The 24,746-nt window shown below is 54.8% G+C and carries 15 protein-coding genes; 8 read left to right on the forward strand and 7 right to left on the reverse strand.

Annotation, left to right across the window (positions count from 1 at the left end):
* Positions 1-413: 413 nt before the first annotated feature.
* Positions 414-4,358 carry a YobI family P-loop NTPase gene (locus tag JFT58_RS22845; protein WP_198834641.1) on the reverse strand — a complete coding sequence of 1,315 codons (3,945 nt, stop codon included), beginning with the start codon at positions 4,356-4,358 and terminating at the stop codon, positions 414-416.
* Positions 4,359-4,794: 436 nt separating this feature from the next.
* Positions 4,795-7,605 carry a UvrD-helicase domain-containing protein gene (locus tag JFT58_RS22850; protein WP_198834642.1) on the reverse strand — a complete coding sequence of 937 codons (2,811 nt, stop codon included), beginning with the start codon at positions 7,603-7,605 and terminating at the stop codon, positions 4,795-4,797.
* A gap of 210 nt (positions 7,606-7,815) precedes the next feature.
* Between JFT58_RS22850 and JFT58_RS22855 the strand changes: the two genes are divergently transcribed.
* A complete protein-coding gene (locus JFT58_RS22855; protein WP_233095432.1) occupies positions 7,816-12,087 on the forward strand; it encodes a hypothetical protein in 4,272 nt (1,423 codons plus the stop codon).
* 187 nt (positions 12,088-12,274) lie between these two features.
* Complete coding sequence (locus tag JFT58_RS22860; RefSeq protein ID WP_186572942.1) at positions 12,275-12,643, forward strand: histone-like nucleoid-structuring protein, MvaT/MvaU family; 369 nt, start codon at positions 12,275-12,277, stop codon at positions 12,641-12,643.
* A 126-nt stretch (positions 12,644-12,769) separates the two neighbouring features.
* On the opposite strand, the gene JFT58_RS22865 is transcribed toward JFT58_RS22860, so the two are convergent.
* The 4 genes from JFT58_RS22865 to JFT58_RS30680 form a co-directional block, all read right to left on the reverse strand.
* Positions 12,770-13,462, reverse strand: coding sequence for an ImmA/IrrE family metallo-endopeptidase (locus JFT58_RS22865; protein ID WP_053256027.1), 693 nt, complete (start codon positions 13,460-13,462; stop codon positions 12,770-12,772).
* A gap of 181 nt (positions 13,463-13,643) precedes the next feature.
* Positions 13,644-14,987 carry an RES domain-containing protein gene (locus JFT58_RS22870; protein ID WP_186572943.1) on the reverse strand — a complete coding sequence of 448 codons (1,344 nt, stop codon included), beginning with the start codon at positions 14,985-14,987 and terminating at the stop codon, positions 13,644-13,646.
* A gap of 127 nt (positions 14,988-15,114) precedes the next feature.
* Positions 15,115-16,047: a hypothetical protein gene (locus JFT58_RS22875; RefSeq protein ID WP_131696322.1), complete on the reverse strand. Its 933-nt coding sequence runs from the start codon at positions 16,045-16,047 to the stop codon at positions 15,115-15,117.
* A gap of 207 nt (positions 16,048-16,254) precedes the next feature.
* Positions 16,255-18,180 (reverse strand): DUF4209 domain-containing protein, encoded by a 1,926-nt coding sequence (locus JFT58_RS30680; RefSeq protein ID WP_198834643.1) that lies wholly within the window; start codon positions 18,178-18,180, stop codon positions 16,255-16,257.
* Positions 18,181-18,714: 534 nt separating this feature from the next.
* Between JFT58_RS30680 and JFT58_RS22885 the strand changes: the two genes are divergently transcribed.
* From JFT58_RS22885 to JFT58_RS22905, 5 genes are all read left to right on the forward strand, one after another.
* Positions 18,715-19,989, forward strand: coding sequence for an ABC-three component system protein (locus JFT58_RS22885; protein ID WP_233095433.1), 1,275 nt, complete (start codon positions 18,715-18,717; stop codon positions 19,987-19,989).
* Entirely contained in the window at positions 19,986-20,474 is a 489-nt protein-coding gene (locus tag JFT58_RS22890) for a three component ABC system middle component (protein WP_017135679.1), read from the forward strand. Before JFT58_RS22885 ends, JFT58_RS22890 begins: the two co-directional genes overlap by 4 nt.
* Entirely contained in the window at positions 20,471-22,435 is a 1,965-nt protein-coding gene (locus JFT58_RS22895) for a DUF3732 domain-containing protein (RefSeq protein ID WP_181127115.1), read from the forward strand. Before JFT58_RS22890 ends, JFT58_RS22895 begins: the two co-directional genes overlap by 4 nt.
* 80 nt (positions 22,436-22,515) lie before the next feature.
* Positions 22,516-22,833, forward strand: coding sequence for a hypothetical protein (locus tag JFT58_RS22900; RefSeq protein ID WP_122676546.1), 318 nt, complete (start codon positions 22,516-22,518; stop codon positions 22,831-22,833).
* A gap of 642 nt (positions 22,834-23,475) precedes the next feature.
* On the forward strand, positions 23,476-23,877 hold the full coding sequence (locus JFT58_RS22905; RefSeq protein ID WP_198834644.1) for a helix-turn-helix domain-containing protein: 402 nt from the start codon (positions 23,476-23,478) through the stop codon (positions 23,875-23,877).
* A gap of 22 nt (positions 23,878-23,899) precedes the next feature.
* Here JFT58_RS22905 and JFT58_RS22910 read toward each other — a convergent pair whose 3' ends face one another.
* Positions 23,900-24,241: a hypothetical protein gene (locus JFT58_RS22910; protein WP_017135675.1), complete on the reverse strand. Its 342-nt coding sequence runs from the start codon at positions 24,239-24,241 to the stop codon at positions 23,900-23,902.
* Between the two features lie 101 nt (positions 24,242-24,342).
* Between JFT58_RS22910 and JFT58_RS22915 the strand changes: the two genes are divergently transcribed.
* The gene (locus tag JFT58_RS22915) at positions 24,343-24,495 is read left to right on the forward strand and encodes a hypothetical protein (protein ID WP_017135674.1); all 153 of its coding nucleotides are present in this window, start codon (positions 24,343-24,345) and stop codon (positions 24,493-24,495) included.
* Positions 24,496-24,746 lie beyond the last annotated feature (251 nt).

Raw genomic sequence — 24,746 nt, forward strand, 5'->3', positions numbered from 1 at the left:
TTCTTTTCGGTCACTTGTTTGACCGCCTGGATTTTGAATTCTTCGGGATATCGCTGGTTGCTCATGGCACCTCCTAATGGGCCTCATTTTAAGGCTTGGAGGTGTCTACGAAACTAGGGGCGATTCACCGTGTTGTGTCGTGTGGCGCATTAAGCAGATCTCGTGAGCTGATACTTCAAAGACATCACAGACGACTCACAAGCTGCACCGGAGAGATACACGGATCGCTACATGGCGTTAATCGTCAATCGATAAAGTGCTTAAGCCACGCTGACTCAATGAACAAAACGGTTGTGGTGAGTCTTCATGAGTCCTTAGGAATACATTTGTACTCCATCACCATCCCGGTCACCTAGGCCCTGACAACCTCCACTCGTGACCAGAGCATTCCCACACTGCTCGGCAAACAACGACTATAGCCTCCCATCCTCAGTCGTCATGGTTGAAGGCCTGGTAGTCGCGACGATGACGTCGTCCTCTGGGGTCACCGTTGCCAGGTACCCCTCAGATTTCATCGCGCCAACCAACCTCTGGTTTGACTCAGTGTTTCTTACCTTAATCTTCTTGACCTTCGAGCTCACGGTTTTGAAGTCCTCATCGCCGAGCAACGCCAGAGCTGCTGAAACGTCCGGCCACTTCATCCCTGGAAGACATTGTGTCAGCATTTCAGAACGATGCTCCGGCGTGAGGCTTGCGTTGCGAACCAGATGTCGCAGCACAGGCGTCAGCGAATCAGCAAACCTTTCGCCAGCTTGGTTGGCTAGCGTAGATACACGGCCGAGCTCAGGAACCGCTTCGGGTTTGCTTTCAATCGTCTCCAAGCTAAGCCCTGACCACATCTGAATTTTCAGTGTGAGTGGCAACGATTTGCTTCTGCTCAACGTGAACATCGAGTCGAGTTGGAGCGAGCCGATATCGATCTCTGCCTTCGCTAAATCCCACCGTTCAACCAGATACTGGCCTTCGAGGTGTGGGCAAGTACTCAATACGATGTCCCTGATCTCCGAGCTGTATGGAAGGAATGATGAGGCCACCAGCATGACCCAGCGCCCCGCAGGTAAGACCGCTTTGATCATTGATAGATCTTGGAGCACGACTCCATCGAGCAATACCTTGAGCACGTCATTACTGATATTGGTGGAGTTAAGAAGATACTGCTGCAGCGTCCAATCTGCGCTCGTTGACTGCCACAGCTTGCCCTTGAGAGACGATGCGTTCCGCGCGATGAAGCCCGTGAATAGCGTTGCGGATTCCGCTCCACTTTCATCGCCCGAATCGTGGCCGTCTCGTGCAATGATTTTGTCGTAATAAATCCATACGGCCTCTACTTTGGCCGCCAGACGATCAGACTCAAGTGCCTTTCCCCACAGGTGCTTCGGGGCATCAGTGAGTGCCTGTAGGTCGCATGTCGTATGATCAAAGAGTCTGTCTGCCAGGTCATCATTCGAGTCCAGCTCTGCCAGTAAGCTCGCCAATGATTCGCTTGATTCATCCAGGACAGCAGACTGATCCAGAAGCGCTTTGGCGAGCTCATCGGCGTGAGATAGCAGATAATCACCGAGCCCATCGATGCCCAAAGCCTGCAGTCTACGCAGAGACACGATGCCCACATCTGCAGGATCAGATTTGGCCTCTTTAGAATCCCGCTGAGCTTCCGACTTCGCGCATATCAGCGATAGCATTGGCAGGTTGATCTTGATGCAGCGCCAGTCGATCAGCCTTTCGAGGTCTGCGAGACTCATCATATGGCCCAGTGAGGCAAACTGGACTGGGTAAGCCCTCAGCCACGCCCAAGCTCCCACATTGCTCTCTAATCCTGGCATCAGGCGTGAGGCATCTTCCAGCCAATCGATCGTAGGAATCAGATCCGTTGAAGCGTCATCGGCCAGGGTCTTGAAGTCGGATTCTGACAGGTTGCCGGCGATTACTTTGACGAGGGACTGACGGGCCTCGCTTCCTTCAAACACGCCGCCAGCGTCCCCCGTGTCTCTAGCGTCGAAGAGGCTCTGAAACAGTTTGGGTTCGAGGCGGTACACGGCGCGGATAAATTCAGCCGCTTCTGTTCGGTTCAAAAGTTCGCGTACAGCGACGGCCATCCGTTCGGGGTGTTCGTTGAGGCCGCTCTTAAGTATGTGGCTTAGCTGGGCATCTGCTGAGTTAGTTGCGAACGAGGTTGGTCGGACGCTGAGACAGGCGATCAAATCGACGATGATCCCCCTGCCCTCGTCGAGTTCGTCGCTCTTAAGCTTCTCCAGCACGGTATTCGGACTGTCGACAGGCGTGGATACCTCAGGCAGCACGCCACGTCTCAGCGAAAGTATCAGATCTTTGTCTCCAGGTGTCAGCGAACCTTGATAGAAATAACCAAGGTAGTCCGTGTAGTCGGCGTCGAGAAAACCATGCAGCATCAGATAGCTGACGACGTTCAAGCCTGGAAGTTTGTTTCTTACGACATTCCCATAGCCTTTTTTGACGGCAGTACTGAAGGACATCCGGATGACCTGATCCGATTGCTTCTGCACCGCTGCGATTTCGTCCGCGATTGTGCTGAGTCGCCGCCCAAGCAAAGCATGGCGCCGTTCATAGGATGTAGCGGTGAGCAGCTCAGCCTTCGAGACATTTCTAGATGGGTTTCTGGCCCGCCCGAATTGATCCAAGACAACCATTGAGAGAGGCCCGGCGTGATTCATGAATACGTCGAACACCTCGTCGGTCACGAACTGCTTTGGCGTGTACTGGGTACCAGTGATTAGGACATGGGTTGCCGTGTCCATTTCGGTCAGTCGAAGAAGCGTGAACCACACGTAGGCCCTCAACTCAGTGACATTGTTGGCCAGTTCGAAGACCCGGTCATCTCGCTCACGCCGCAAGTCATCAAGTCGCTTGGCATTGGCGCTGTTCTCCTGGGTTTTCCAGGCAGCCAGTCCATTGATGACGCCATAAATCGCCCCTCGGCGTTTGACCAGGTCGGCGTACGCTCCGGGATGCAGATTTCGAATGGCGACAATCGCAAACAGCTTGTCTGGCTCTAGGCGTAGGCTGCTGGCAAGGATATTTGAGAACATATCGAATTCATTGACGATATTTTTCACCAGCCGGAGGTCATCGATGTAGTAGCAGACCGTCTCCACCAGTCGACGGTCGAGATGTTCGCCCAAGGGTTTCGATTTGAAGGTTCGATGGTTCAGCAGCTCCATCATCTTTTCTTGGGAGTTTTCCGAGTTGATGACGGGGATCACTGGGACGATGAGGTCAAAAAACTTGGTTTTCTCGCCGACGACGAACATTTCATCGCGCAGCGCGTAGACGAAATAGACGGGGCGTTTCACCTGAGGTGATTGCTTGATGATGAAATTGATTTCTCGCAATCGGGTGAACACGTCATGGATACCGAACCGGTCGAGATCCTCAATGATCACCACGTCAATGCTGCTGCGTTCAAAGCAGTAAATGATTTCATCGATATTTTTGTGCAGGACGGAGCCATGGTGGGTGGTCTCCAGTTTCCCGCCTTTGAGCGTCAACCCATCGATACTGAACAGCGAACCCAGCCTCAGACACGTGTGTAGCAGGAGTACGCACCCTAAGACGGCGATCCCGACGGCCAGCGGGCTCGGGATCAACAGCAGCCATTCCATGAGCCAAGTCGGTTCGATCTTCGGCAGCTTTTCTGCCACAGGAACGTAAAGTCTCAGCGCTGCCAAAATGAGGGCGCTATAGCAGAGCGTTTTCCACCAGATCTTCAGGCCGGAAGCCTGATCGATTCTCTTAAGGCGGGTCTTGGGAAGCGTCTTTGCTGGGACGGCGTACAGGAGCTGCTGGACGATCGTCTCCTCAATCCGAGCAACGAGATCGGATTCAGCCTTGTTTGCCTCGGATTTAGATTCCTGCCCTGCCTTGGTGGAGGATTCGGAGGGCCGCGAAGAGTCCGAGGCCACGTCGGTATCGCTAACAAGCTCAGACGCCCCGGAGATTTCGTTATCCTTGCCGAAGGTAGCCAACGAAACAAACGCGTAGACAAACTCTGGGTGGCGGTGGACGAAGGTGCGAAGCACGCTGCTCTTCCCTGCCCCGTACTCCCCCGTAATAGCGATGTTCCTGACTTGATCATTCCTCAGACCGTTCAATAACTCGCGCTCATACCGCTGTATCTTCTCTGGCTCAATGAGCACAGGGGTTAGCGGCTGGAACAGATTTTCATGAGTAGGCGTGGCCAAGAACGCATATGCGGCCTTGTAAGCAGCGACGACCGCGCAAGGGTATCGCTTCAGGCCGGCCAGCTTGCGGCGAGTCTCGTTGTTCCAGACGGTATAGGCATGTACTGCCCGGTGATAAATGGCGCGCAAGCGAATGAACATCCGTGTCTCCAAGCAGGCTGGCGGCTACCAGGCATTCATCTGCCGAAGACTGAATGATCGATCTTGGGTCTGAGCGGGAAGGTGAACTTCCGGTGAGCCTGGTACGAGGGTTGGGATGATAGCTCACGGCCATCTTCGCCTGCGAACCCTTTGTTCACCAGGCAAGAGCTAGGCGCTAGCTTACCTCTGCACGATCCGCATGCATGACCAGGCCGGGAGAGGATTAATCAGGCTGAGAAGAACGTTATTTGGGCCGGCCTAGCCGTCGCTGCCGGATCGAGAATCTTGGGAGCTTGGACGTTGTGTGCATACGGAGTGTCGGTAAGCCGCTAGCCGCCAACAAAAGATTACCATCAGCATGCGCGGTGAATGACTTGTTGCCCGCGCATACCTGCAAAATATCCGAGTTCATGTTGGAGGCTCACGACTGATGTCCCTACGTGCGTTTCTTCGGCGGCTTGTATTTGCACCTGGGAAAGGTTGAGCAGGATTGGAATTCTCCGTACGGCCCTCGTCGCCATATCAGCTCCCCTACCTTGCAGCCCGGACAGACAGGCCCCTTGGCCATGGCGGGAGCTTGCGCAGTGGCCGCCCCAGCAGAGGCCCTATCGGACTTAAGTTCAGCGGACGCCGGCTGTGTTATCGCTCGTCCGTTGTCATCACAGGGAGCTACGACACCTTCGTCGATCAACTCTTGCAGGAAAGATGAGCGGCGCCCTGCGACTGTGAACATCGCAATGCTGCGCCTTGCCCTTGTGAGTGCGACGTAGAACAGCCGGCGTTCCTCACTGGATGGAAAGGTGTCGCCCTGCGGCATAACCAGGGAGAACAGTGGATCGTCAACTTTAACGTTTGGAAACCCACGCATGACCATGCCTGGGAGAATCACATAGTCGGCCTCGTCACCCTTCGAGGTATGCACGGTCTTGAACCTGAACGCCATACGATCGCCAAAACGTTGCTGCCAATCGTGACTCAGGAATTTGGCATCAAGCTTGTAGCGTCCCAATACGAAGACATTCACTTTGCCGCCCCGTCCCAATGGCACGCTTCCATCGCAGATCTGCTGGTAAAGGCGCTCGACATATTTATCAACCGCTTGGGCTACCTTGTTCCGGTGCTCGACCTGTATAGCCTGAAAAGCGGGCCCGATGGCCTCCGTCACAGAGTTCACGTTCTTCTTGAACTGCGCAGGGTTCTTCGATACGAATCGGCTTGAGACGTCACAAATGGCCTGCGGGCATCTGAACGTCGTTTCAAGCCGGAGAACCTGGCCGTGGCCGTACCAGGGTTTGAAACCTGTCATGACGGAAACGTCAGCGCCCGCGAACCGATTGATCGATTGCCAGTCGTCCCCCACGGCGAACAGAAACCGATTAGGCTGCCGAACGAGGGCCTTGCAAAGTCGGGCTCGTGCTCGCGACGCGTCCTGATACTCATCGGCCATAACCAAGTCGTACGGCGACCGGTGCCCTGCCTCCAAATACCCTGCAGCCTTGTTAATCATGTCCTCGAAGTCGATTCCGTTCTCTGCGGCCAAGGCTCCGTTCCATTTCTTGACTACAGGAATCAACAGGTCAACGAACATCTCGAACCGGTACTTGAAGGCCCTACTGTCCATATCGGCCAAGCGAGCCATCAAATCCTGTTCCGTGTAGCAGTTGCTTTTGAAGTGAGTGATGAACGTCCGAATCAGTCCGAGTAGGTCGGCATGCTTGATGGGTTCCAGACCATTGGAAGGGATCGGTCGATCAGGGTTTGGATCGAGCTCGATGCCCCTGTCAGTGAGCTCTTTTGCAAGATGGGTGAACGCTTCCCCAGTGCAGACTTGATGCGAAAGCGTTTCGATCAGACGTGTTCCCTTCTGCTTGTGGATCTGGCGCTTCCACGCCACCCCGTCCAGGTATTTCTTGAACTGCTCAGGCGGCTGGCCATCTTCGTCCAGAGCAAAATGCTCATGGTAGAGATTTAGACCTGGGTAGAAGAAATCCGGGAAGTACTGACGATGTTCTGACGTCGCAGTCGGGTGTTCGTACTCACGCTCGTACTGGTAGTCAACACCGTTGTAAAAAAGCCAGTTGGCGATGATGCACTCTTCCTGGCTGGCCACCTCCTCGCCTTTTAGGGTCACCAGTTTCCCCTCGCCGTCCGAGTTTGTCGTGTCAAATAGCTTGTCTTTGTGCGAAAGAGGCAGGTGCCGGCCAAACACTAAACGGAAAATGTCCCAACGCGTACGGAATGCTGGAGACTTGTCTTTGAGGTCATCAACGATTTCGCCCAGCTTGGCCAACGCGAGATGCTCTTTACGCGCCCAGGCGGGTACATGAGGTGTGCTGCCGGTAGCCGAACCTATGATCTTCAGCCCTAACGAATGGAATGTCATGGCTGCGATCTCGACGCTAGGCTGGCCAAGGCGCTCAAGAGACGCATTGGCCCGAGCTTGCAGCTCTGCAGCAGCATCCTTGTTGTAAGCCAGCATGACGATCGATGTGGGGCTGACAATCCCCCGATGCATGGCATAGATAGCCTTGGCGACCATGGTGGAGGTCTTGCCAGAGCCAGCCGATGCGACAACCTGAACCCGATTGTCAAAGCACACCACTGCCGCCGCCTGCTCGTCAGTTAAAGGCTTACTTTCTACCTTGTCGAAAAGCTCCCGGCAGTCACTAAGCTCTCGCTTCGTGTGCAGCTTGTTGCGCTCTTCCCATGTGCTCGCCCAATCAGACGTCCACCGTTCGATATCGAACTCAGCTTGGGCATACCCATCATTCAGATGGGCCCTCACCTCTGGGGTGTCAAGTAGCTCTTTTAGCGCCGCTACGCTCAACTCCAGGCTTGGTTTGCTACCCAGTAATGCTTGCTGGTTTTCATAGGTAAGCCAGCGGTGCTTTTGATCAGCGGTTGCTAAGGCATGGTCAGCCTCTGCGAGCCACCGGGACAGCTTGGCGTAGTAGGAATCGAAGCGTTGGCAGCGGGATCGTTTGAGGAGATCGTTCAGTGCACGGTGCAGAGCTGGAGCGCGTAGGTTCGAGAGTCCACCAAAGCGCACGCCGGTGCTTGCAGGCCACACCAGTTCCGACCAGAGCATGCGGCTTTTGATTTCAAAGCTTGGGAGCGTTTCTGGTGCTATGTGGTATTGCTCCCCACCGACGGCCACGACAAGACGATCGCTTTCGACGAGGAGACGCCAGTTGGCTGATCTAGTCAGTAAGCGCCCTAACCTAGATGGCGTCCATTCCAAAAACATACACGATTCCTACACCCAAATAGGCGCAATTCTATCCCAATCTTCAGGGCTTTCGGACGCGCGCATGGATAGGTTCAGATCTCGGGGCTGGAACTATCCCAGTTGGTTCCGCTCTGGCGAATACCTGCGACCAAGGACTGATCTTCAAGTTTGTGATCATGCACCTGCTGTTATGTACACCTGGATGCCCTCTACGCACGGAAACGTTTAATGCCCTCCAGGCTTCCCGGGCTGCGCGCTCCGGTTGTCCTGGACAGCGTTGCAGGCAACGGCATAGCGGCTAACTTTAGTTCCCCCTACCCTTCGAGTTCAAAGCTGATTTCCCGTCAAACGGAAGTTATGATGCTCTCTACGCATCCGCCGACGTCGAGCGCCGCCGGGCAAGCATGGAGCTGTTCAAACGTGACAATCGAGCGGTATTTTTCTCGCCATCTGCGTCTTGAAAACAACGAATCATCTGGCTGTCTAGCCATCGTTGATGAGGATGGTCTCCTTGCCATTGCAGGCCCCAAGGTCATATTGGGGGAGCCGGGCATGGGTAAAAGCCAGCTGATTGAGGAATTAGGACGGCGCTTAGACGTCCGGCCAATCAGCGCGCAACGGTTCATCGCCAGCGGCAACCCGGGGCGTTTTCATTTTCCTGGTAAACCTCTGTTGATAGATGGGCTCGACGAAGCCATGGCGCGGCGGGATAGCGATGCTGTGGATATGGTGTTAGGGAAGCTTGAGGATGCCGGGCATCCCGACTTCATCCTTTGCTGCAGGTCGAGAGAATGGCAGTCACGCAATGTTGTGAACCTAGCGCAAATTTATGGCTCAGCCCCCAGCATCCTAACCATCGAAGCGTTTACGAGGTTTGATGCCTTTGCTTTCATGCGCCAGCTCTACCCAGAACTCGATGTGGATCATGTCCTTGATCACCTTGAGGATCAAGGGATTGCCGAGCTCTACCATAATCCTCTGACTCTTAGCCTCATTGGCAAAGTCGCTGTTGCTGACAGGACTCTCCCTGCTACACGTGCGGGCCTCTTCGAACGGGTGTGCACTCTACTCTGGCCTGAGCATGACCCTCACCGTATTGACGGCGCGCTTGGCCTTCTTTCTGAAGAACAAGCGCTTTCGGCCGCTGGGGCTCTCTGCGCGGGATTGCTACTCGCGAGCGGGGACGCGATCAGTCGCTCCGGCCCTAATCATCTCGTAGTAGGGGATGTCAGGCTTGCAGAGCTCAGCGAGCTGCCCGAGGCGGAAGCCGCACAAGCAGTTTTTTCCTCAAAACTGTTCCAGACTGTTGGCCCGGAACGGGCAAAGCCCATACACCGCGTGGTTGCAGAGTTTCTCGGGGCTCGATGGCTGTCAAAGGTCGCAATAACCACTCAAGCACAGAAGAGAGTGCTCGCTCAGTTTCGCACCGGCGGCAGTGTGCCTGCGAGTTTGCGAGGCCTGCACGCGTGGTTGTCTTACCACAGCCAAGCTATGTCATCTGCGGTGATTGCAGCCGATCCATATGGCGTGTTGCGGTATGGCGAGACGGCGAACCTCACTGCAGAGCAAGCTCAAAGCATGCTCGACGCGCTTACATCCCTGTCGCAAACAGATCCATTTTTTAGATCCCAGGATTGGGGCAGTCATAAGGCCATTGGCCTGATGCATGATCACTTGGTAAGCAAAATCGAGACGATCATTACATCGCCGGACAGCAATGTTCACTTAAGGGCCCTTCTGATCGAGGGTCTCACGGGCACTCCGTTGGCCAGGTCGCTCGAAGACGCTCTTGACGGTGTGGTGTTTTCGGATCGACATGCTTTTTCAGAGCGCAAGCATGCTGTACAGGCTCTGCTGCCTTCCTGTGACCGGGCACGCCGGCAGAGCATGATTGATCGATTACATCAGTCGTATACTGACGTGTCGTTCGAGCTTGCGCTGTTCGTCATCGAGGCGAATGATTTTGACGTAAGCGATGAGCTTATGGCCATGAATATCCTGGCATGCTCAGGGCTGTATGTATGCTCGCTACCTAGAGCATCCTCAAGGACATCTGGCGGAGTCTACTGGCTACCTTTTAGCCAAAAACTGGCTCTCAGTAGGATTCCAAAGCTGCTGAGCCTGCTCACCGAGCAATGCGTTCCGGTCGACTTTAGTGAAACTGAGCCACCAAGCTACTTGGTCGGTCTTATCGCGCTTCTTATCAGCCGCGTCATCACTGAAAACGTACTCACCGACTGCCCAGAAGATGCCGCGCTTCTCTGGAACTGGCTAGGCGCTATCCACCGGCTTGACCTTTATGATGTACCTGAGAGGAAAACACTCAACGCCCATCTCGACAATGCCGACGATCTCAGGCATGCCGTCCAGCAGTATGTGCTGCATGATCAGGAATCTGCCAGCTCCGTCTGGTCACAGAATTGTGATCTGGAGGATCGCCTTTTGGGGCTTGCAAGCCGCAAGTCCGACTTGCTCTTTTTTCTGGAGCGACTGGCTCTCTTTAGCACTCAGGATGAGAAAGCCCGGGCGCAATGGCGTGATTTGATGTTGATAGCGTGTAGAAATCGCACGTTTGACCCTGATGTTCGAGCTGTCAGCCGAAAATTCCAACGAGATGACCCTGAGCTGGAGGCCTATGTCTACACGCTGGAAAATCCAGGCAAATCCGAACATGCGATTCAAAGAGAGTTGAGGCAGGCGAAGCGAATAGAAGCGCTCCGCGTTCAGTATGAAGCCGATCGCGACCACTATCTTCAGCACCGTTCATCTCTGCGAAATGGCGATCTGCGGGAGATACTCCTTGCGGCCAGTTACTACCTGGGCCACCACGACGTTTACGACGTGCACCTTAACTCAGTTGAGGCCCTAACGGCGTGGCTTGGTGCCGAGTTTGCCGACGATGCCATTGTAGGCTTTGAAGCCGTACTACACCGCGATGACCTGCCGTCTCCCCATGATGTGGCTCACAGTCCTGCTGAGGAGAAGATGTGGAACTACTCTCTACCTATGGTTGCCGGCTTACTGGCCAGGCTGCGCGCGGGTGAAGGCTTCTCAGACATCCAATCACCCGTTCTCCTATCCGCTTTGATTGCTTGCTTGCACAATCAGATAACGCTTCTTCCCAACGACCTTTCGTCCCTGTGCGAAGCTCTCGAAAACGAGTTATTTGGCAACCATGACTTGCCAAGGCGAGACACCCTGAGTCGTTATGACTTCGCTTGGCTGTGCCTTGAGCCCTGCATCAAGGCTGGCAAACCACAAATCTCAGCAATGAATGCAATCTTCTCTCAACCCCAGTGGCATGCAACCGCTGCTCTCCTTTCTGCCGCCTGGCTCAGCGACCAACTCGTGATGGGAGAATCGGTTGAGAACAGGATGATCCATCTCTTGGTCGCACCAGAACATCTGCACGAAATGGGCGCGATCGCGAAGCTTTACTCGGACGTTGAATTCAGCTCCGTCAGTCGGATGCTCATGTGGCGGGCCGTAGATTTTCTGGTCAGCTTTAATGAATCCAGGGAGGCTCTTGCGGTAATTGGCAAAGACGAACCGGATTTCATTTGGCCCATCATCAGGCTTGTACCCGGAGAGCGCCGAGGGCAAAAGCGTGTACTCGATACCGCTCAAGTCAAATGGATCGTATCCAATTTTCGAGGATCCTGGCCGCGCCAGAACAGGCCGTGGGTGAGTGACGGAAGCAAATCTCCTTTTGAGGCTGCCAGTTTCGTTCGATCAATGATCCAGCGGCTCGCAGACGATACTTCGATCGAGGCAATTGAAGCCCTGCAGGAGCTGATTGCAGAGCCGGAAGACAGCTACACCCTGGATCTTCTACATATGGCGGCCGAGCAGCGACAGAAGCGTGCAGAGGAAGACTTCGCCCCCCTTCAGCCAGGTGCCTTAAGTGCGCTGCTCCGTGAGGGGCCGCCGACGAACATGGTAGACCTCAGAGCACTGGTGCTCGATGAGCTTTCCGTGATTCAGAAAAAATTGTTGGGTGATGACCTGGATCGGGTAAGCGTGTTCTGGGGCGACAACGGTGTGCCCTACGTTGAGAACATCTGCAGAGACCGCTTTGCCATGCTCATCAGCCGAGAGCTGGAGCAGTTCGGTATCAGGGAGCTCACAGAAGCTGACATGCCCAAATCCAAGCGAGTGGATCTCGCGTTCGCCTGCGGTGACTTTCAGATTCCAATTGAGATCAAGTGCCAGTGGCATGACGAGGTTTGGCAGGGTGCAACCCACCAATTGCATGATCGCTATCTGATTGATTGGCGCTCGCATGGCTGCGGGATTTACCTGGTGTTCTGGTTTGGGGAACTACCGTCCAACACGGGAAAAAGACTGCAGGTTCCGCCCTCGGGCGTCCCTACCCCCCGTACGCCTGAGGCCATGCGGCTAGCCTTGATAGAGTGCCTTCCGGAAGCGTTGCGATCTCGGATTGATGTAGTGGTCATAGATCTCGAAGCTGGAAGAACAAGCCTCACGCCTCGCATCTAGGAGGCTGTAGTTCTCACTCGCAGACTACCTTGGTTTCGCAAGCTCGCATCAATGGCCATACTCGGATGATGTTCGACTCTTTGCTCTTTGATCTTTGCTCTTTGGCCTCAGGCATCGGCTTGAACCTGCGCATTGATGGCCTGTAGCCCCACCCCTATACTCGACGCACCATATACAGGAGCATCAAATGTCCAGACTCGCCGAATTCCGTAAGTTGGAGCAACAACTGGCTGCTCAGCTTGCCGAACTTGAGACCCTCAAAAACGATGATGGCCTGAAGCGCGAAATCGAATTTGAACAAAAGCTCCGTAGCCTGCTCTCGGAGTACGGCTACAGCCTGCGCGATATCATAGCCATTCTTGACCCACAATCTGTCAGTCGACGTGCACCAGCCGCTGTGGCTGAAAAGTCCACCCGCAAGCCCCGTCAGCTTAAGGTCTACAAGAACCCACATACAGGCGAGCGCGTCGAGACCAAGGGTGGTAACCACAAGACCTTGAAAGAGTGGAAAAGCCAGCATGGTGCCGACGAAGTCGAGGGCTGGTTAGCTAAGTAACCCTTCAGAAGCAAAGATTAGGGGCCTCGTGAAGGCCCCTTTTTTATTTTACCCAGAACAGTGATGCCTCTCTGGGCGACCCAACAACTTCTGCCTACTGCACGTTCCAGTAACGCCCTGCTCGTTCTAAGGCCACCGCACCAACTCCAGCTCCTTGAGCCGGATGGCCATCGCCGAGTCTGAGACACCGAATTGCTGGGCCAGTGACACCAGGTGCTGGTTGTTAAATCGGGTGCATCGCGCCAGCGCCAGCTCACGTTCTCCCGACTCTTTCGGGGAGTAGAGAAGCCGATCCGGATTGTTGGGGTCGAGGTGATAGGCAATCACGTCACTGAAGCGCAATTGCCCCTTGCAACAGAACATGAACTCGAACCGTTCTCTCACCAGCTTCTGAGGCATTAGGAAGCAGGCGGCGAAGCGATCGGCTTGTCTCTCTGCAGGTGCACGTGGTGTTTGCAGATGACTGCCGTCAAAAGCGCGGTCGCGGTGCATGATAGTGTCTTCGTGGAGCACAAGATGGCCGATCTCATGCGCGCCGGTGAAGAGCTGGACTTTGTCACCAAACTCAGTCGCGACGGCGATCTTGTTCGATTGACGGTCAATCAGGCCCGCGATACGAGTACCGGCGTTGTGCCGATTGAAATGGGTGTCTCCCAGGGTGGGATGCTCATGGTAGTCGTAGCCGCAGACCATGGCAGCGATCCGGGGGCTGCGCATCATCATCGGCGGAACATCTTGATCTGGCCACAGGTAACGGCGATCACGGTAAATCTGCATGAGCAGATCGGTCGCTGCTTTCTCGATATGGGCTTCGTTCATGGCAAAACACCAGATGTAGGCTCTCAAGCACAATTTAGCCCAATATGTAGTGCTTTCAATATGTGCCTAACCCAATATATAGGTTTTGCCGATGAACGGTACGGCTGGTACTGGCCCGCTAAACTCCGATGGGTTCCGAGATCCCTTATAAGATCCGAGCTCTCGTTAGGAACCAGCCACGCTATCGAAACCCATGGTATTTCCTGTCCTGCGACCAAGGAACATAGTGGACTGGGTCGATCTCGGTGCTGAAGCGGACTCCCTGGACTTTGTGAATCACAATGCCGTCTCGAGCTAGACGTAGGCTTGGCTCCGGCGGAGGTACCAGAGGGACGTACCGGGAGGATTGATCTGAGTCTTTAGGTTCCGCTTCCCAGTACTCTGGGTAATACACCAACCTATCTTCATCCGGTTCCCAGAGACTCACATACTCAGCCTTTTGTGTGTCCTCGAGCCTTTCTACCCCACTGGCCTTGTTGAAAAGAATGACGTTCTGCCCCGGTGACGTATCCTGTTGCACCTGCACAGAGGGAAATAAGATACCGTCGAGATTCAGCTTTTCATGGGTTGCAAGGAAATCGGCAATAGCTTGCGTGATCAGATACCCGCTTTCCGCCGAGTCCGGCATAACTGGCATCGTCAGCTGGCGCTGTAAGTCTTTCAGAAACGCGCAGCGTTCGGTGAGGCTCCTGCGAATTGGATTGAAGTAGCTCAACCCCCGATGCGGACGCATTGAAGCCAGGTCGTTCAGGTTGAGAAGCCTCAGAGGCCGGATTACGTCGAACCGCGCGGTAACTACCATGCTGCCAACCGGAGGGCGCACCTCCGCAATTGCCGTGTGGTCATCTGTTGCGCCGTAAAAAACCGAAATTCCCTTGGCGTTCATTCGGCCAGGAGATCCCTTGCCTCCTGGTACCGGGCCGAGATGCTTTTCAGGGTGAGTCAGCGCTTCCTCCATGCTCTGCTCATCCTGAAACACCCTACCCCGTTGGAATGACGAGATTGGATAACCTTGGCCTGCGATCACAATGGCTGACCGGTCGTCCACCGAGCGCAGATCTTCTATGCCGTCGAAGACCATTGTCAGGATTGACCCCACCAAGGGATTTGCCAGCCGCGATTCGAACTTCAAGCTGTGCTCCATTTTCCGCCAACCGATAGTCAACTCGGACGAAGCCTCTGTTTCCTCTTCGAAACAAGGATCGTCATCATCTGGACAACTCCAAGAGTCGAGCAAGCGCTCATGGATGTCAGAAAGCAGGGTCTCATCGGAACCCAGCATGCGCTCCAGCACGTCATACAGACTTTCACCGATCGGTGGGTAACCATGATGAATCACTGAATTCGGTTGCTGAACCTCACGGAACGAGGCGTGGATTGCCGTTTCGCAGAGTTCCACCAGCTCATCCATGTCCATGACTGGGAGCTCTCGGTCGCAGTAGTCACACTCGCTGATATCGTTCTCCGAAGCATGATCCTGCAGGAAGGTTTCGGTAAGGCAATCGGTACACACCACTTGACGCATCACTTGCTCCTTTGCTGCATTACACGGCGCCTATCTACGTCTAGGCGAAGGCCTCTCGCTGATTTAAGCATTTACCCATCGGGTGCCGCCCTTGCCAATGGTTAGGAGCTGCCATCTCTACTGAAGCTCAGTTCCTCAACGGCCCCAAGTCAATCGCCAGGCAGCGAAGGTCAGTAACCTGTGCAACCATGGTGTCGCTGGCCTCGTGATAGGTGAAGGTGCCGAGGAAATAGAACGTGAAGTACCTTACCAGCCGTGCCTGATCGAGAATTTCATTCACATAGCGCCTTGATCGGTGCTGAGTCATGACCTCATCAGAGACCTGGAGAGAGGCATCTTTGTCCGTAACCTTGTCATAGAAGTTGAATACGAAGCCGGCCCCTTCACGCGGCTCAATCCGGCCACCGCCGTTGTAGACGTATCCTGCAGTGTCAGGTCTGGCCCAAGCCACCTTCTTGAAGTACGAACGCAACGGTATTTCACCACGCCCTGTCACGTTGATCGTTACCTCGGGAAAGAGGTCTTTCAAGGCTTCGCGTGTGTCGTGGTAGTAATCCACTAGCTCACGCAGGTCACCGCTTCGGTGCTTCCGATCGGATCGGGTGCCTTCTGCGCCGCCACCGCCCCGTCGACGAATAGCTCCTGCCTCGTCCTCGTCGCCTGGTGCGGCTCGAGGTGGACGTACCACGGGTTGTTCTGGCTGTGTCGGGGGAACAAAGATATCGATTACCGAAGTGAGTTGGCGTTTTGCCAAGCGTGTGCGGGTCTGTAACTCAGTCTCTCCGGGCAACGGCGCATCGCTACCTTCGTCCTCATCTGGCAGCATCCACTCGCAGTCCGCATGATGGTCATAGTGCTCGTTGTCTTTGTAATGCGGAGATTTGACGCGCGCTTTTTCGGTCGGGTGGATGTAGTAATTGACGGCTGTGATTTTTGGCACCACCTTGAGCGCCCTGCATTCCGGTGATGAGCACTGGAACAGAAAACGGCTACGTGGCTGGTTTTGGTTGAAATAGGCCTGATGAGCACCGCCAATGGTTAATTCTTTGGCCAAATCCACACAGTATGCCCGGGTGATCCTTCGCTTCGTTCGCATCTGCAGCCTCAACGCAAAAGCTTGAGACTAACGCGCGGTGTTTGGAGCGCCAAGGCCTGACCTAGAGCTGTTAGCTAATACCTTGGTCGAACATGGTGTCATCAGAAAGGTGAAGTTGGTAGAGGGTTTGGTCTGTTTCCTGACCAAACCCTCGCCTGGGGTTCGCAGATATTAAGAAGCATCTGTCTCAGGTTCGCCAGTAACTGCCGGCGCGCCTTCTACCGTAGAGAGTAGATCCTCGGCAACGGCTTGACGGTTTGACGCAGACTGGGCCCAGTACACCATGGCTACCCATCTCAACATGAACCACCAAGCGTAAACGGCGTCCGCCGAGTAAAAATCGTCATCATCCATCAGGCCATGAGCGAACGCGTTTCGCAGGTTCGGCCCGAACGCGCTGCAGAACAAAGCCTTCATCTCGAACACGATGTCGCCACCGAATACTGCATCGACGCCATCTACGTCTAGAAGCGTGCTCAGGCCGTTCTCGTTCTCGATACCCTCCAAGTCAGTGTTGGAGGTTTTCAGCCTCGCTCCTTTCATATGAAACCGGACGATATTCTCCAGTTGGGGGATTAGGAAGTGCACTGCCATGCCGAAATCACCCGTCATTCCCCAATACAGCCCCTTGCCGACCATGTGCGCCCGATCAGGCGGTACTAAGGCCGACGCTTTGGCAAGTTCAACCAGATCCTGCTCTTTATAGCAGTGTTCCCGCTGTATAACGCCCAGTGCTGGAATCACGCCGCCTTGCACGGTTAGGTTGCGTGTGAGCGCGTGGTTTTTGACCATTTCTGCCCAAACGCGCTCCTCATTATCCTGCGAGGGCTCAGCGCCTAATGACATAGGTTTGGTCTTAGCGATCACACGCCCACCCTTGTCGAGATATGTCGCTTCACTTAGCGCACCGATCAACCCTACGCGCAGCGTGTTCAAGGCTGCTTGGCGAGCGGCCTCTTTCTGGGCAAATGGATAAAGCGCAGCTAATGCACGGAGAGCTTCAACCGGGGACTTGCCCGAAACCTTCTCCAACGCATCACTGACCAAGCCTGAGATATCTGTAGGCGGCGTCGAGATCACGCGCATCATCCCCACCGCACGATTGCCTGCATCTGCGATGCGTTGAGGCAATCGAATCAATAGCTCGGTGATGCCAAGCTGACCCCTGAATCGCTGCGGTACCTTTCTGTAGATCTGTAATGCCTTCTCGAGGTTGTTCAGCGCGATCAGCGGCTGCGCGCCCTCTCCATCACCAAGCACCTCAGCTTCTGCCACCCACGTATTGGCCAGGGCTGCTGTCATGCGTGCCGATGAAACAGGGTCTTTAGCTGCGCGGTACGCGTCCATGCTCAACTCATAGCAACGTCGAGCCCGTAGGATATGGCCACTGCGCTCTGAATCCCGGCCGACTTTTTCCAATCTGGACGGCAGATCTGCTGCTTGGCTGTGCACCACGCGATGCTCAAGTATCAAGGTAGCGATTGGCGCCAGCATGGGGGACGGGGCGTCAAATTCTTGGTCGAGTGCCTCGAACAAACGATTCGACAGTTGTTCTGCGATTTCCTTGCCGGCCTTCCCCAGCCTTGGCGCCAGCATTAGTGCACGACCCCAGCAATCTTCGCCGCCGCGCCACCAAGTGTCGTCATCCAGCGGCACTGTCTGGTATCCCGCAAGCGCCGCCTGGGCATGCTTGATGTGACGCCGTCCCGGTATGATCCAAAGGACTTCTGCAACGCGAGTTTTCACGAGGCCAGTACTGAGCTCATCGGTCACGGCTTCGAGGAAGTTGAGCTCATCGCCCGTTACATCGGTAATGTCCAGTGACCGCTTGTCCTTCAGGATCGCGAAGGGGCTGAGGGGCTCATTCGGATTTGAGGGGTTTAGCATCATGGAGCAGAGGTCAGACAGGAGCCAAAGCACCCGGGCCTGGGCGAACTCCTCGCTAGCCAACTTTGCTCTCGCGGCGTCAGCTAGTGCACGCCATATATCCTCGTAACGAGCTGCCACACCCTCGAGTGCGGTGGCGAGGTCGACTGCGTGTAGTGCCTCTAGGGTCAGTGGCGTGCTTTCAGGATAACGATAGAACTCTAGCGACACAGCTAATCCTCATGAGGGGGCGACTTAGAGCGGCACACGCGCTCGGAGCGTGATCATATCCGCTATCCATGGCTGTTGATTACGAGTAGCTCATTCGGCGGTTAAGCCAATAATTGCCATTTGCCATTACGCAGATCAGAATAGCCCAGCGAAAAACTTCGACGATCACGAACGATCTGGGATGGGAATGACAGTTTCAGGAAGAAACAGCGGCGAAGCACGGCGGGCACTCCCCTCGCGTACCGTAGTCCAGTGCCCGCGAATCTACCTACCTAAGAGTTCGCCCGGCATCACTTGCCGTCACCTCGTCAGTTACGACGTTCGGCGCCACCACGCTCCCCGCCAGCACCTCTCACTGATGGCATGTTTCTGCACACCATTCGATTCGAAACGGCTGATCGATGACTCGTCAGCACGTCGTTCTACGCTGGCGGACTTTCCAGCGCATTTTCCCGAGATTGTGGGGTTCACGGTGACCCGCATGGAGGGACGGACGCTGCTCCACCCTCTCCTTCCCATTACTGCTCACCAACCATGGGCCGCATCATGAGTTCTGCGATACCTGATCCTCAGCAAGGCCAGAAGGCTGCCGCTGACCGCTACAGTGCTCGAGAACAAGGCTTGGGCTACATTTTTCAGCCCCGCTTTGCGTTATATCAAGCGCTGGATCTCCCAGAAGACACTGCGATTCTCATCGAAAAAGAAGATGACCTGGATTTCGAGGACGCCTCGGGCATAAAAACCCTAGCATCCCTGAAACATAAGGCAGTAGGTGACCGGCTGAATGACCTGTCCATCGACTTCTGGAAGTCCGTCAATATCTGGCTTACTCGATATAACGCCAATGGGCGCATCGAGTCGAACTTCCAGTTTTTTCTTTTCACCACCTCAACTGTGGCACCCGGATCGTTCCTGGAATTTTTTCTCCATGGCGCCGACACGACCAACGCTCTACCCAGCGTATGGGAAGTGACGGATGCCACGCTGCACACCAGTGAATCCAAAACACTTGGGAATGTGAAGGTGCTGTTCTCGAGCCTGTCCGACGCCGAGAAAGAAGACTTTGTCTCCAGGATCTCCATCGTCGACGACGTTCCGCGGATTCAAGACCTTCCGGCGCTAATCAAAGGCCAAAAAATGCGCGCAATCCGCCCTGAGCATCGAGACGCGGTTTTCGAGCGCCTGGAGGGATGGTGGAACGACTTGATCATCCAAATGCTGTGTGACCCTGACTTTAATCCGATCTGCGGTTCTGACGTATCAGAGAGGCTCCATGCGTTCAGCGAGGAGTATCGCGCCGATAACCTGCCCATCACCTTTGAAGACGCTGAGCCCGAAGCGCCAATTGAAGTGGCAGCCGATAACCGCTTGTTTGTCGTCCAGCTACGGCACCTGCAGCTCAGTCAAGGCCGGGTTAGGAGCGCAATACTCGATTACTACCAGGCTTTCGAACAGCGATCGGTTTGGGCGCGCCAGCGCTTAACAGGGGCCGGAGAAATCGAAGCCTACGAGGAGCGGCTAACCAAGGAGTGGAAGCGACACCGGGACATCATCTTTGATGACGCATTGGAAGTGGTTGAAGAAGACCGATCTGAGTCCGGTCTCGTGGCTGCTGGGAAGAAGCTATACACTTGGGCAGAGGTCGAGGCTCAAAAACTGGAGCACCTTAAGATTCGAGCCCGTGTTACGGCCCCTTACGTGGTGCGAGGTAGCTACCAAATCCTCGCCAATAAACGCCCGACGCCTCCCGTGTACTGGCATCCACAACTCTTGGATCGCCTTACTGACGGCTCAGGAGAGTCGGAATGAATCGATGGGATCAGCGTCCGTTTGAAACCAAAAACCTTTTCAACCCGGCCTTCTGCGCGGTGGTTCTGATGCGCTCGATCAAGGCGTACACAACTATAGATCCGCGGGGTATGCCGTTTTCACTGTCACTTCTGATACTGCCACTGGCGCTTCATGAAGAATCGCGAACGGTAATTCTTGAATATGCCAGAAGCTACTTGCTCAAGGCGGTCTCGGTACACCCGCAATTGCTAATTGGTTTCCCAGAGCGTGTCACAGAGATGATGCCCTACGCATTCGAGGCCTTTGGGGTTGCGCACCAATCGGACTGTTTTGAAGCCACTGCAGAGGGACGTCTGCTGCCCAAGGCCCGCCGGCTTAAGGCAACCGTCGACGGCACAAAAGAATCAATGGAATGTCAGCAGACGGCCATTTTGCTCGGCAAAGAGTTTGCCCGAATCGCGGACAGAGTAACGGTCTACACGGCATTTGGAATACGACCATGAAAATCAGCTCCATCCACATCTACAGCCATGATGGCCAACGCCGCGACGTGAATTTCGAGATCGATGGTCTCAATGTGATCACTGGGCGCTCTTCGACTGGTAAATCGGCGCTGTCCGACATCATCGAATATTGCATGGGCCGCTCTGAATTTAACGTGGCCGAAGGTGTGATTCGGGACAAGGTGTCCTGGTTCGCGGTGATCTACCAATTCGAAGATGTACAAGTGCTGGTGGCAAAGCCTGCGCCTCCGAGGGGCGGTGACAGCTGCCGGATGGCAATGACGCGCACGGGAGAATTTGTTGCCCCGCCCGATTTTGCCGAATTGATCGCCAATACCGATGACATCGCAGTCACCTCTCTGCTTTCCCGCCAGCTAGGTATCCCAGAGAACCGCACAGAGGTGGCTGAGCAACACACCCGGGTCAGCTACGAAGCGTCTATCAAGCATTCTTATTACTACCTCTTCCAAAAGCAGGGCCTGGTCACCAGTAAAGATCAGCTTTTTTACCGTCAGAGCGAGGCGTTTCAACCTCAGGCCATCAAGGACACGTTGCCTATATTACTGGGTGCTTCGACCAATGAGCGGTATGAGCTGCAGACGAAACTGCGAACCGCACAGCGTGACCTGAGAGCCCATGCGAAGCTGGTCGATCAGTCTAAGCAGGTGATCGGCAACAGCCGCAATATGGCCGTTGGCTTGTTGGCCGAAGCCAAAGCCGTCGGTATTCTGCCAGCCGATCATGATGCCGGTGAGATTGAAGAGATTCTAGTGGCGCTCCGCATGGCTGGACAGTGGGTGCCTGCCGCGATGCAGCCTCAAGCCGAAGATAAAGCACCGAAGTTAGAGCTGGAGTTGGCGAAACTTCGCAAGGGTCGGCGCGAGATCAAGTCGAAGATCGAAGCAGCGCAAAACTTTGAGCGCAGAGCAGGTGGGTTCGAGCGCGAGGCTGTTGAGCAAATTGACCGCTTGGCATCTATCAAAGCCTTGCCCAAGAACACTGCAACCGGTGAATGGCAGTGGCCTTTCGCAGAAAAAAATCTGGGTATGGACACCCCCATTGCCAAGGCTTTGATCAGTGAGCTCAAATCCCTTGAAGTAGAAATGCAGACGGTGCTGGGCCAGCGTCCTCACCTACAGGATTACCTCGCAGAGGAAACGCAACGGCTGCGAGACACGAACCAGCTCATCACGGAACGAGAAGCTGAGTTAGCAGCTGTGATCGCTGCGAATACGCTGCTGGCTCAAGCCCAGAAGCAAAGCGACGCGGCCAAATACGTGGTCGGCCGCGTTAGCCTCTTCTTGGAAGGCTACGTTCCGGATAACTCCTTGAAGCAGCAACAAGCTGAACATCGGCGTAAAGAACTTCGGGTCAAGGAGCTCGAGAAAGCATTGGGAGGCATCGATGTCGATGATCGCCTGGCCTCGATCCTGAACAGCATTTCTGCCCAGATGGGCGTCTACAACAAACGTTTCAAGTCCGAATTTTGCAATCTTCCCGCGCGACTTGATTTGAAGCGTCTCACGGTAGTGTTTGACCGGCCCGAGCGACAGGTGCCGATGTCCAAAACGGGAGGTGCTGAAAACCATCTCGCCTACCATCTATCTGCGCTGCTGGCCCTTCACTGGTACTGCGCCGAGAGCAAGAGCCCCATGCCTCGGTTCCTTATGATCGACCAGCCCACACAAGTGTACTTTCCATCTGAGGAGGTCTACAAAGCCGTGGATGGGTCAGTCGAAACGACTGAACAGTCGGATGCCGACATGGACTCGGTGCGCAAGCTCTTCAACCTGCTCTACAAGTTCGCGGTTGAGGACGTGCCTGGGTTCCAGATTATCGTGACTGAGCACGCCAACCTGCGCGACGACTGGTTCCAGAAGTCGCTCGTGGAAGAACCCTGGAGCAAGCCACCAGCACTGGTACCTGAGGACTGGCCGCTCAAGAGCCCAGCGGGCGAGTGAGCCCCGGCTGTCTCTCTTGGCCAATAAAGGGAGGCAGGTTTCACCAATCAACCCCTTCATTTTTCGATAATGGATTAATCATGACCCTTTCAGCAGAACAGTTGTTTGATGAGTTGAAGCAAGCGATTGACCGCTCAGTCGCGGAAGAGTCTTTCGCGATAGTCAAATCTGCAGCGGAAGCTGGCGGGATGGTTGGAGGCGAAAAGGACGGAAACGTCACGACGCTGGAGTACCAATACGGGTACACCGACTCCACCCGGGCCCAAGTCACCCTCGCGATAAAATCCTGGGATACCAGTTCCCCTGGCCAGATGAAGCCTGACCGCAACAAGATGACCATAGAACTGATCCGCGATGGTCGGATTGAGCAGAGTCATACGGATTCGTACGAAGACTGATCGAGGTTTGCTTATGCGCCGATGCCTGACCTCGTAGTACATGGCTAGCTGAGGATCAGGCATCATGAATGAGTGTGTTCGGACTCCACTTGCTGGAAACTCTGGAGCCGCTCAGTTTTTTTAAAAAAACAGCGCGTTTGTTTGTATTCAAAGCATAAGCGCAGCCAAAGGCTGCGAAGAAGGCGATCTCCCCCTCAGCCCCTACGGGGCAATGCAGATGCGAGCCTGGCAACCGAGACCAAATCTGGAAACCGTCAAAAGCAAAAACCGAACCGGCAAAACCGCGTGTGAACCTTGCAGATCACCTGCGGCTGCACACCACTCGCTTTTTTCTTGTCCTCAAATATAGAACTCCGTCTCGCGAAAAAAATTTCAAGGGGGCATGCAGGGAAATAGTTGAAATACAGAGAAAGTCACTGATTCCATAAGGTTAATCAGTGAAAACAACTAGATTGCGGTGCGCGATGGTCACGGGCACTCCGCGCCGGGAAAGCTGCAGGCTTATCCCGATGCCGGCCTGAACAGGTTCTTCGTTGAGACTGGCGGGAAGGTCTCTGTGGTACTGTCAGATGCTCTACGTCGGGTACTTCCGCTGAAAATAGTTTGCGGGCCTTTCTCGCCTGACATTGGCCAGGAGAATCTATGTCGCTGAAAGCAGCTTTCGCCACTGTACTGAAAGCGATGCGCATTAGCCGCGGGTTGACGCATAAAGATATGGCCTTAGCGAGCAGCCGTGGCTACATGCTGAAGCTGGAACACGGCCGATCAAGCCCTACGGTAGAGAAGCTGACTGCGATAGGTGATGCGATGGGGCTCAGCCCTTTGACCCTTCTCACACTGACGTTGAGCGTAGAGAGCGGTCAATCAATTGATACCCTGGTACAGCAGCTGAAAGCTGAAGTTGCAGATCTGGAGACCAATGGCGCGTTCAGCGGCCTGGTAGTCTCATCAGCGACTCCGATCTGCATAACAAAGCCCTCATCGGCACGCCGGCACAAGGCTATTGACCCGTCATCGCAAGCTGAACTGTGCTTTGCCGAGTAGCAGAGGTTGCGATCGCCGAGTGTCAGAGTCCAAGGTCAATCGAAAACAGGATATCCGTAAGCTCAACTGGAACGGCCTTCTCTTCTACAAGGCGTTTTAGCACCTGATAAATCACATGTGACCGTAACTGTTCCCGGGCAGGGACGTAGCTGCTGTCGGTGCGCGGCAAATCCGCGCTGGGCAGGACGCGCTCAAGCACTGCAAACGCTACGGCGCCAACGTCTTGCTTGTAGATGCGAGTCAAACTGTCCAGGCCCGGTTTACGGCGGTAGCTGGCGACTGCATCAACCACTATCGCCATGAGAGAATCACGATAGTGCTCAGCGGCGCACAACCACACCTGCGCTTCCTGCTCAACCTTCAATGCCCTGTCCTCCTCGCTTCCAATCGGCGCGCAATATTCGACCAAAGCGCGCTTGAGCGCTAGGGGTCGGGTGCAGTTCTACCATCTAGGGATTTCCGAACATGCACATTCAGCTTGATCTGAACCGTAACGACCGCGACGCACTGCTACGACACTGTCAAGAGTTTGTTCCTGACAGCGGAGATACCCGTGAAGACGCCCGCCTGGCTGAGGCTTTGGAGGCGCTAATCGCTGCATTGGAAGACGCTATTTGAAGTGCAGAAGAGACGTCGTCGAAAGCCGCCTTAATCGACCAGTTGAGGCGCCAGAGATGCGAAGGAGTACATATGTACTCTTGGGTTTAATCACCCATCGCGAGACGCTACCAAGATTATGGTCTCACTGAGAATTAGGCGTATGAAGAGCAGCGCCACGATCCATTCACCTCCGCAACACAGCCCTGACATAGCCTTGTAAGCAGATGGCTTTGTTGGGGATCCGTTTAAGTAATCTCGCCCCAGCGCTC

Source organism: Pseudomonas sp. MF6767 (genome assembly GCF_016405475.1).
GTDB lineage: Bacteria > Pseudomonadota > Gammaproteobacteria > Pseudomonadales > Pseudomonadaceae > Aquipseudomonas > Aquipseudomonas paracarnis.